The sequence below is a fragment of the Treponema sp. UBA7570 genome, from assembly GCA_002477955.1.
Classification (GTDB): Bacteria; Spirochaetota; Spirochaetia; order Treponematales; family Treponemataceae; genus Treponema_D.
Genome location: DLLE01000038.1, coordinates 3,063 through 14,250, shown reverse-complemented (window position 1 = coordinate 14,250; position 11,188 = coordinate 3,063). Strand labels below are relative to the sequence as shown.

General features: G+C 40.0%; 6 protein-coding genes. 4 read left to right on the top strand and 2 right to left on the bottom strand.

Going from position 1 to position 11,188, the window contains the following annotated elements:
- Positions 1–143: 143 nt before the first annotated feature.
- Entirely contained in the window at positions 144–1,670 is a 1,527-nt protein-coding gene (locus tag B4N75_RS04770; RefSeq protein WP_296020238.1) for an acyl-CoA carboxylase subunit beta, read from the bottom strand.
- Between the two features lie 127 nt (positions 1,671–1,797).
- Positions 1,798–3,555, bottom strand: coding sequence for a hypothetical protein (locus B4N75_RS04765; RefSeq protein WP_296706701.1), 1,758 nt, complete (start codon positions 3,553–3,555; stop codon positions 1,798–1,800).
- A gap of 246 nt (positions 3,556–3,801) precedes the next feature.
- On the opposite strand from B4N75_RS04765, the gene B4N75_RS04760 reads away from it, so the two are divergent.
- From B4N75_RS04760 to B4N75_RS04745, 4 genes are all read left to right on the top strand, one after another.
- Entirely contained in the window at positions 3,802–5,535 is a 1,734-nt protein-coding gene (locus tag B4N75_RS04760) for an ABC transporter ATP-binding protein (protein WP_296668184.1), read from the top strand.
- Positions 5,536–5,556: 21 nt separating this feature from the next.
- Positions 5,557–7,449 (top strand): ABC transporter ATP-binding protein, encoded by a 1,893-nt coding sequence (locus tag B4N75_RS04755; protein WP_296668186.1) that lies wholly within the window; start codon positions 5,557–5,559, stop codon positions 7,447–7,449.
- A gap of 48 nt (positions 7,450–7,497) precedes the next feature.
- Entirely contained in the window at positions 7,498–10,047 is a 2,550-nt protein-coding gene (locus B4N75_RS04750; protein WP_296668187.1) for a hypothetical protein, read from the top strand.
- A 130-nt stretch (positions 10,048–10,177) separates the two neighbouring features.
- The gene (locus B4N75_RS04745) at positions 10,178–10,777 is read left to right on the top strand and encodes an AAA family ATPase (protein ID WP_296668188.1); all 600 of its coding nucleotides are present in this window, start codon (positions 10,178–10,180) and stop codon (positions 10,775–10,777) included.
- Positions 10,778–11,188 lie beyond the last annotated feature (411 nt).

Below are 11,188 nucleotides of genomic sequence, written 5' to 3'. Positions count from 1 at the left end.
CCGGGCCTTATAGCCCGGATTGGAGCCCCGGAGTTGCCGCAGGCAATGAGCGCTAGCGAAGGGCGGAAAGCCGGTTAGGGCGAAGATGTGCTCCAAAAATAAAAAAAACGGCGCCTTAAATAAAGATGCCGTTTTGTAAAATATTAAAGAGGAATGTTTCCGTGTTTTTTGAGAGGTTTGTCCGAAACGCTCTTATTTTCGAGAATTTCAAAACTGCTTAAAATTCGGGCGCGGGTTTCCTGTGGTTCAATTACGGCGCTTATGTAGTCGCGCTGAGCGGCAATTGTAGGCGTCATAAACGTTGCACGGTATTCCTGTCCTTTTTCCTGCACGAGCTGGGCATTGTTCGGGTCTTTTAATTCTTTTGCATAAAGAATTCCAATTGCTCCTTCTGCTCCCATTACGGCAATTTCTGCTTTTGGCCAGGCATAAACAAAGTCTGCGCCGAGGTGTTTTGAGCACATTGCAATGTATGCTCCGCCGTAAGCCTTGCGGGTGATTACTGTAACTTTTGGAACTGAGGCTTCTGCATAAGCGTAGAGAATTTTTGCTCCGTGGCGGATAATTCCCTTCTGTTCTTCTTGCGGACCTGGAATAAAGCCTGGAACGTCAACAAAGGTCAAAAGCGGAATGTCGTAAGCGTCGCAATAGCGGACATGGCGTGCAATTTTGTCGGAAGCGTCACAGTTCAATACACCGCCAAAGTTTCCAGGATTGTTTGCAACTACGCCAACCGTCTTGCCTTCGATTTTTGCAAAACCTACAACTGCGTTTCCTGCAAATTCTTCTGTTGATTCAAAGAAGCTGTCATCGTCTACAACGCGGTTGATTACTTCGCGGATATCGTATCCTTTTGTGCTTGTTTCTGGAAGAACAGAGTCGAGTTCAGCAGATTTTTTTTCTGTATATTTAAAGTCAGCTTTTTTACCAAAAAGAGCCTTTTTTTCTTTTGGCTCAAAAGGAGTTTTGTCGCCGTAATAGTGAGGAATATAATCGAGAAGCTTGCGTACTTTTTCGATACATTCTGCTTCTGTCGGGCAACGGTAGTGTGCAACGCCTGATTTTTGAGAGTGAATTGCAGCTCCACCCAAGTCTTCCGATGTAATGTCCATAAACATTACCTGTTTTACAACTTTTGGTCCTGTAATGTACATTTCAGAAATTTTATCGACTGTAAAAATAAAGTCCGTAAGTCCAGGAGAATAAACTGCGCCGCCGGCACAAGGTCCTGCAATCACAGAAATCTGCGGAATTACACCGCTTGCGCGTACATTCTGACGGAAAATTTCACCGTAACCGCAAAGAGCGTCAACTCCTTCCTGAATACGGGCACCGCCAGAATCGTTAAGTCCGATTACAGGACAGCGGCATTCAATTGCCTTTGCAATGAGTTCTGCAATTTTCTGACCGTGGACTTTTCCTAAAGAACCGCCCTGTACTGTAAAATCCTGTGCATAAACTGCAACCTTTTTTCCGTTTACTTTTCCAAAGCCTGTGATTACGCCGTCATAAGGAATTGTTTTTTTGTCCATTCCAAAACTTGTGCACTGATGCTGAGCATCTGCATAAATTTCCATAAAACTGTCTTTGTCGCAAAGAAGGTTGATTCTTTCAATTGCGTGAAGTTTTCCTTTTGCGTGCTGTTTTTCAAGATTGTAGTCAAAAGCCATCTTAATGCCTCGCTTTGTTAATATCTAACTAGGAGAATACGACATTTTCTCAATAAATGTCAATATGACAAAAAGAAAGAAAATGTCATTTTAAGAAAAAGAAGGAAAGAACAGAATGTTTGCAATTTTACTTAAATTCTTTTGCGGCTGAATTATTGTATTTTTTTATCATATATGGAACTTCGTCTCTTAAATCCATTTCTGACGGCACAAAATTGTACTTCTGGCGCAGAAGTTCTGACGCTTTTTTTACGTCTTCTCCAGTTTTTTCAAGACAGTCCAGATAGTCTTTTTTGTAGTTTTTTACGCTGTAGGAATTCCGGAAAGTTTTTCCAGTTCCGCTGATTTTTCTTACAATCCATCGCTTTCCGTTCCACACAAGATTAACATTTTCTGTCGTTGTCAAAACCGTAATTATCGGCTCGCCTTCGTTGTAAATCAGATTGTAGCTTACTTCGTGGCTTGTTTCATCGCCTTTTTTTAAGGTTTTGCCGTTTTCTTCTTTGAGCGGAGTTTTTTTGTCTTTTCTTTTTGGATAATCAAAATTTGAAGAAGTTTGAATTCCGTCAATCGTCAAATTTGTAATTCCGTATTGCCAAAAATCAGTCGTCCCTCTAAAGAACAGCCAGCCGGCAGGAGTTAAGGTTCCGTCTTTTTCGTCCATTGCAAGCCTCTGTTTGTTTGTAACATAAAATCCCGAAACCTGCTGAATAAGGCTTTTTGCTTCTTTTCCTTTTGCAATTTCCTGAATAATCGTAACGTCAGCCTTGTGAATTCCTGTCAAAAGAGTCTGCACGGTCTGCCCGGAAGTAAGTCCCATGCTCGTTGCAAGTTTTTGATTTTCTTTATTAAAACTGGATGCAACCGAAAATCCGGCAATTGCCGCAAAAACGCTTCCCCAAATTTTTTTTGAATTTCTTCGATAAAAACGTCCGGACTTTATTTTTTTCGCCTGTTTTTTTATGAATTTGATTCGTCTTTCTAAAAATTTCTGGTCGCCCTGATTTTTAGAAAATCCAGCCTTAAAAAAATCTTCCAAAAGTTTTGAATTAAATTCCATGGCTTTTTTTAGAATTTCAATGCGATTTTTTTCGGTTTTTTCGTTTACAAAACGGCGCTCTCCAGGAATAGTCCGTTTTTTTCGTTTTATGCAAAGCCCTGCGTCTACAGACAATGCAAGTTTTTCGTTTACGGCAGGAATTTCGTATTCAACAGGAATAAAATTCGAATCCGTAATATCCGCCTGTCTTTTTTCCAAATTTTCCTGGCAAAAAGCATATTTTTTTGTGATTGCCCGATAAGCTAGCGCGGCTCTTGTAAAAAGCGCCGCTTCCAGACCTTCGAGTCCGCGGTGAACAAAAATTCCCTGAAATTTTCCATAATCTTTTGAATTTTCTGCGCAACGCTCAAAAAGATTTCCTGGAAGAACAACTGCCCAAAAACTTCCATTTTTCTGTTTTTTCGAAACCAAAATCCCCTGTGCGCCCGGAAAAAACGTCAATTTTTTCGATTCGTATTCATTTTGATTTTCGCAAAAGCCTGCATCTTTGAGAATTTCGTCCATCGCCTTAAAAACCGCAACAATTTTTTCGTTGCAATTTTCTTTTTTGTTTGCTTCGTTTTTATCTTCAAAAATCTTAAAAAGCGGCTCAAAAACCAATTTGCCTTCGCCCGGCATTTTTCCTGCAAACGCGGCCGACTTGTCTTCAAGAATCTTAATGGAATCAAAATTCCATTTTTTTAACAAAATCCGTCCGTCAGCGCAAATTTCTGCCGCAAAACCGTCTTCTGCCAGAAGTTTTTCCAAGTCAGTGCGCGCAAAACTCTGTTCAGCCAAAAATGAACGTAAAAAAATTTTATCTTCTTCAAAAAAAATGCAATCCATACAACAAATTTATTTATATTGAAGATAAAAGTAAAGTTAAAAATTGTACGGGCGGATTTTTTTGAGTAAACTCAAAAAAAACGAGCTTTTCAGGGCTACGGCATTCGCCTCCGACCAAACGCAGGCGTTTGTTTTCGCTTGCGCTCACCCTTGCAATCTCTTCCGCATTTTGTTTTTGTTATCACCTTAAATAAAACAAATTTTTACATTTATAAAATTTTGATAAGACTTATAATATATGAACGTATGAATTTAAAAAAGATTGTTTCTGGTCTTGAAAAAAAATATGTGCTTTTTACGCTTTTTACTCCTCTTGTCATGATTGGCGAAGTTGTTATGGAGACTGTAATTCCGCTTATAATGGCACATATAATTGACAATGGAATCGCAACAAAAAATATAAATTATGTAGTCCGCACAGGAATTTTTATGGTTCTATGCACACTTTTTTCTCTTTCGTGCGGAGTTTGCGGCGGCCGCCTTTCTTCTCTTGCTTCTTATGGTTTTTCAAAAAACTTGCGGGCAAATTTGTTTAAAAGAGTTCAAAATTTTTCTTTTGCGGGGCTTGAGCATTTTGGAACAGGTTCTCTTGTTACTCGTTTAACGACGGACGTTACAAATCTTCAGAATATGTACCAGAATTTAATCCGCAGTTTGGTTCGCGCTCCGCTTATGATGCTTACAGGAACGATAATTGCCTGTTTTATAAACCTGAGGCTGGCGTTTTTGTTTTTTATTGCAATCCCTCTGCTTGCCTTTTTTTTGATTTTTATTTCTGCAAAGGCATACCCGCGTTTTCAGGCAATGTTTAAAAAATACGACGCGCTCAATAGTTTTGTCCAGGAATGTATGATTGGAATTCGTGTCATAAAAGCATTTGTCCGCGAAGATTTTGAATGTGAAAAATTTGAAAAAATTGCCGCTCAGTTGCGCGATTGTCAAGTTCGTGCCGAAAAACTTGTAATCTGCTCAATGCCGATAATGAAATTTGTAATTTACATGTGCATAATCGCAACTCTTTGGTTTGGCGGAAAAATGGTTATTATCGGTTCTATGAAAACTGGAGAACTTGTAAGTTTTCTTACTTATGTTACGCAGATTTTAATGAGCTTGATGATGCTTAGTTCGATTTTTGTTCAATTTATCCTCTCTAAAGCTTCTGTTTCTCGTGTTATGGAAGTTCTTTCGTTTAATACCGAAGAAGATGATTCAAATGACGGCTCAAAAATCAATTCTGTCAAAGACGGTTCAGTCGAGTTTTTTAATGTCTCCTTTTCTTATGAAGGCAAAAACGGCAACTGCGTTTTGTCGGACATAAATTTAAAAATTCCTTCAGGTTCGGCTGTCGGCATAATCGGCGGAACTGGTTCTTCAAAATCAACCCTTGTTTCTCTTATCCCTAGGCTTTATGACTGCACTTGTGGCTGCGTAAAAGTTGGCGGAGCCGATGTAAAAAATTACAGTTACAAGGCTCTTCGCGGTGCTGTCGGAATGGTTTTGCAAAAAAATGTGCTTTTTAGCGGAACAATCGAACAGAATTTGCGCTGGGGAAACGAAGACGCAACGCAAAAACAGATTGAACATGCCTGTCAAGTTGCAGATGCGTTCAATTTTATTTCTGAGCTTCCAGCTGGCCTTAAAACTGAGCTTGGACAGGGCGGAGTAAACTTGAGCGGAGGACAAAAACAGCGTCTTTGCATTGCGCGCGCGCTTTTAAAAAATCCGAAAATTTTGATTTTGGACGATTCAACGAGCGCCGTTGACACCGCAACAGATTCAAGAATTCGTGCCTCTTTGAGAAATTGCCTGCCTCAAACCACAAAAATAGTAATTGCGCAGAGAATCGCTTCAGTTCAAGAATCGGATTTTATTGTCGTGCTTGATGAAGGCAAAATAACTGGGATTGGAACTCATAGCCAGCTTTTGCAGGAGAACAAAGTTTATAAAGAAATTTATGATTCTCAAATTAGTAAAAATTAAAAATCGGGGAGAAAAGCATAGATGTCATCTGTAAAAAATCGTGGCGCTCAAAAGCCCAATCACACAGTAAAAACAGTTTTGCGGCTCCTTGCTTACATGAAAACTTTTAAAGTTTTGCTGCCTCTTCTTTTTTTCTGCATAATTTTGTCGGCAGGAGCAGAAGTTGCGGGCGCATATCTTTTAAAACCTGCCGTAAATAATTATATTCTTCCTCTTATGGGAAAGCAAAATCCGGATTTGACAGGATTTGCCGTTTTAATAATAAAAATAGCCGGAATTTACGCGATCGGCGCAATTTCGTCTTTTTTAACACAAAGGCTTCTTTTAAAAATTTCAACTTCGACTCTTTATAAAATCCGTTGCGAACTTTTTAGCCATCAATCTAAGCTTTCACTGCGATATTATGATTCACATACGCACGGAGTTTTAATGTCGCTTTATACGAACGACACTGACACTTTGCGCGACATGTTCAGCCAAAGTATTCCTCAGCTTTTGACGGGAATTTTTCAGGTTGCTGGAATTTTTTGCATGATGCTTTTTTTAAGCATTCCGCTTACTGCCGTTATGGTTTTGACAGTCGCAGGAATCATGCTTTTGAGCGCGACGGTCGGAAAAAAGAGCGCAAATGCTTATCGGGTTCAGCAGGAAAATATTGGCAAAATAAACGGCTACATAGAAGAAATGATTGAAGGCCAGAACGTTGTAAAAATCTTTACGCGGGAAGAACAGGCAAACAGAAATTTTTCTAAACTGAACGAAGCCCTATGCGAATCTGGAACTCAGGCGTCAACTTATGCAAATATTCTTGGTCCGATTATGAACAACCTTTCTCATTTTCAATATGCCTTGATTTCTATTTTCGGCGCGGTTCTCGTAATTACCGGTTACATGGATTTGGGAACAATTGCAAGCTTTTTGCAGTCAACACGAGAATTTTCCCGTCCGCTCAGCCAGTTGAGCCAGCAGTTCAATTCAATCTTGAACGCTCTTGCCGGAGCAGAAAGAATTTTTGCCGCAATCAATCAAAAGCCAGAAACTGACAATGGAACTGTTTCTTTGGTAAATGCTTATGAGGCAAAATTCAAAAAAGACGAAAAAGTTCTTGTTCAGAGTTTTGCGCAGACAGGAACATGGGCATGGCATTGTCCGGAACTCGACAGATTAAAACTTCTTTGCGGCGATGTTGTTTTTAAGGATGTCAATTTTTCTTACAACGGACGCAAAAGAGTTTTAAATGGAATCAGTCTGCACGCAAAACCAGGACAAAAAATTGCTCTGGTTGGTTCGACAGGTTCTGGAAAAACGACTATTGCTAACCTTTTGACGCGGTTTTACGACATAAAAGAAGGTTCTGGCTCTATTACTTATGACGGAATTCCTTTAAATGACATAAAAAAGCAGGATTTAAGACGTTCCATTGCTGTTGTTCTGCAAGATATTCACCTTTTTACGGGCACGGTTCTCGAAAATATTCGCTACGGAAACCTTGAAGCAACGGATAACCAGGTTTATGACGCGGTAAAGCTTGCAAATGCCGATTCATTTATCCGCCACCTTCCGCAGGGATTTGACACTGTTATAAAAGGCGACGGCTCAAATTTAAGCCAGGGCCAGCGTCAGCTGATTGCGATTGCCCGGGCTGCGGTTGCAAATCCGCCGGTCTTGATTCTTGATGAGGCGACAAGTTCAATTGATACCCGCACAGAATTCTTAATCGAAAGGGGCATGGATCAGCTTATGAAAGGGCGCACTGTCTTTGTAATTGCGCACAGGCTTTCGACAGTGCGCAACGCAGACTGCATAATTGTCCTAGAAGAAGGAACTATAATCGAACACGGAACTCACGATGAACTTTTGCAAAAGCATGGAAGATATTATCAGCTTTATACCGGGGCATTCGAGTTGAATTAAAAAATTCTGTAAAACAAAAAAAGTCACGCTTTAATGCAGTGTATTTTTATGTTAAACTCAGTGCCTATGAGAAAATACTGCAAGAATTCATCAAAAAAACTTTTAAATTTATATTATGCCTTTGTTCCTGTTGTTTTAGGAACTTTTGGATCGCTGTTTTTTTCCTCCTGCCAGACACCTCAGTCAACTTTTGCCTCTCTTTCTGCCGACGGCAAATTTTATAAATCCATCGAAAATTCTCTTAACGCTCCAGATTCACTTTTTTTGCAGGACAATTCTTCCGAACAGAGCATAAATGGAACTTATCCTGAGCATATTTTTATAAAAACGCGGACACAGACTTTTACAAAGAATTACGAATTTATGATTCGCAACGGAAAGCTCTTGTTTAAAACTAAAAACGAGAGCTTATGGAAGCTTTATTGCGGAACTGGACTTCCAGAAGGCGCGCAGTCAGTCGTAGAAATTTCGGGAGATTCAAACTGCGTCTTTGTTTTTGACGAGCAGGGCAGGCTTTACAGAACTTACACAGAAAAAGAAGTCAGAAAAAAGGCTGCAAGTCCTTTTTACGTAAAACCTTTCACTTGGGTTTATCTTTACGGGTGGCCAGAGAGTGTGGTTTTTAAACCTGGAATTGTTGTAAACAATTACCGGGCCTGGGCAATGGGAGCAAGACGGAAAGATGTACTTTGGCATGAAGATATTTTTAAGAACGAGCATCATTTTGGCACAATGGGGCTTGAGACAATCTATTTTTTGACCGAAAAAGGAAACGAGATTCGCTTTACGGATTCAGGGCTTCCTGCCGACCTTTCAAAAACTTTTTTAACTCCAAAAAACGGACGTTTTATCGCCGTAAATTTAAGCAATTCGGCTTCGACAAATTTTATAATCGGCGACAAAGGCTCAATGTACACAAGGCTTATTGATTTTGACACTATGGGCTGCGATCCAATGTTTTTTAAATATACTTACGAGCCTTATAAGTCAAAATATAAAGGAAATGAATACCGCTCAAATTTTGAAAGCTGGGGACTTCCAGCAGAAGACTGGCGTAAGCAGCCGGATATTAAGCTTGAGGGAAAAGCCCGCCTTACAAAATTCATTTCGATTCATCAAAACGGGCATGGAAATTCCGCGCGGGAGCTTCGTGTCGCAGGATTGGATTTTGAAGGCAACACAGGATTTTATTCAAAACAGATTTTTGACGCAGAATGGACTTTTACAAAGTGCAATTTATTTTTTACAGAGCAGGATTATTTGGGCGGAAAATCGGAATGGGGAGAATCCTGCGAATACGCTTTTAAGGGCAGTGTTTTTGAAAACGGAAAAAATCTCGAAAATCTAAGCGTTCAGGTTGAAGATTTTACGCTTGCAAACGAAGGCGGTTTTAATTTAAAGATAACAATAAAAAAAGACGGTTGGCAGGAATCAAAGTCAATAAAATTCTATGACGTAGAAATGTGGACTTATATGCCGCGCTTTGATCCCGGAAAAGACGGAGTTCCGAAGAACTTTTTTGTTACGCCGGATTTTTCAAAAGAAGACATAAACTGCGAACATGAAGAATTTACAGAACTCCTGAAAAAAATGTTTGACGGAATAAACCGAAAAACTTTTTGTGTAAAAAGCTCGGCAACTGAAAATTATTTGGAATTAAACTGGAAAAACTCAAAAGGTCTTCTTTCTGCAAACGAATTTAAAATTTTTATGGACAAAAGCGGAATTTCGGGCGATCCGGACGCCTTAAAAGCTGTTTATATGTACGAAAATCCGTTCCTTCAGGTATTCAATCTTCCGGAAATGGCTTTTGAAAAAGCCGTCTACACTGCGCAGGATACCGAAAACCTCAAAAAAGCTGCAGAATCCAACAGACAGTATGCGAAACTTTTGAGCGGACAGATGAAAGTTTACAACGGATACCGCCACAATACAAACAAATCCCGCTGGGAATGGAACCTTGCGGATTTAGTTTTGTCCGTTACTTTCTTAAACCAAATTGATTTTCCAAAAATAAAGACAGTCTCAATGCATTCAGGCGACATTTTTAACACAAACGCTGACAGTTACGGCCTGAATTATGAATATATGAGCATTTTGTATCCGCATGTAATAAATCTTGCGGCTCAGCGCGCCGAAAAATATTCAAAAATTCTCGAAAAACTGGAAAAAAATCAAACTGTCAAAAATTTACAAGAATACAAGAACGACTATTCAGAATATCTCGACAGCCTTTGCGTAAAAGATGAATACAAAGGCCAAATTGTTCAGGAAAAAAGAGAAGGAAAACTTCTGCGCATAAGAGAATTTCCGCTTTATCCGGGATTTGTCCTTTGCACGCAAAAAAAATCCGGCGAAGTTGACCAATACGTAATTCTTGAACTCAAAAATTTTGAAAAAAAGGCAATGTACTCTCTTAAAAAAGACAAAACCGATTTTGAATGTGATGTAAATTTCTATATCACGGCAAAAAACGAAAGTTTTTTAAATAAATATTTCGGAATTCAAAAAATCGAAAAGAAAAAGGGCAAAATCCACATTGATAGCAAAAAAATAAGAGTCAAGGCCGGCTTAAAAACGATTTTTGAAGCGGATTGATTTTGCGGTTTTCTGATTTTGTTGACGGAAAAACAAAATTCTTTTATATTTTCCTTGTCAGATAGAAAACAAACTTTGCAAAGACGCCAGGCTTTTTGGTCCGGCGTCTTTTTTTTCTGGAGGCAAACAAATGAAACACTTTACAATTACAATTGGCCGCGAATTTGGCTGCAATGCCCGCGAAATTGGACGTCAGGTGGCGGCAGCTCTCGGTGTAAAGTTTTACGACAAGGAGCTTGTGGCTCTTGCGGCAAAAGAGGGCGGAGTAGACAAACTGACATTTTTCGCTCAAAAGGAACATCCCGGCATAACGGACAATTTTCAGACAGAGTTTGGCTATGGAGTTTCAGGAATGTTTTATTCTCCAAAAGCGGTTGAAGCGCAGGCCGGCGTGATTCGAAAAATTGCAGGCTCAGAAAACTGCGTCATGCTAGGACGCTGTTCGGACTATTTTTTGCAAAATTTAGATTCAACCTTGAGCATTTTTGTCTATGCGCCGCTTTCTTATCGCGTAACTCATATTTCTCAGGCATACGGCTTAACACAAAAACAGGCGCAAAAAATGATTGCCAAAATCGACAGAAAACGCCACAGATATTACAAATACATAACTGGCAAAAACAGGGGCGACCGCCACGGAAGAAATTTAATGATTGATGTTGAAAAATTTGGCGTGGAAGGAGCGGTAAAAATTATAACAGACGCGGCAAAACTGCTCTTTTCCGAATAAAACAACGGGCGGCCGCCGCTCCGCGTCGCCGGGCTATCCATGGTTCCGCTTCGCTCCATTGTTTTGCAGCGCGGGCAAAGCAAGAAGAAAAGCAGCCGCAAAACAACGCTTCCGCGCCATTCCTATCCCTGCCGCAATGCAAGCCGCGCAGGCAAGCGCTGTGACGAATCAAGAAAAAGTGCTTTGCCGGCAATCGTCACCGTGACTTGCCTTTTTCGTCATTCCGAACTTGATTCGGAATCTATATTGAAAATGCGGTAGTCGTCACCATGACGAAGACAGAAAAAGTGTTTGAACGACAATCGTCATCGTGACTTGCCTTTTTCGTCATTCCGAACTTGATCCGGAATCTATATTGAAAAATGCGGCAATCGTCATCGTGACGAAAACAGAAAAAGCATTTTGTCAGCA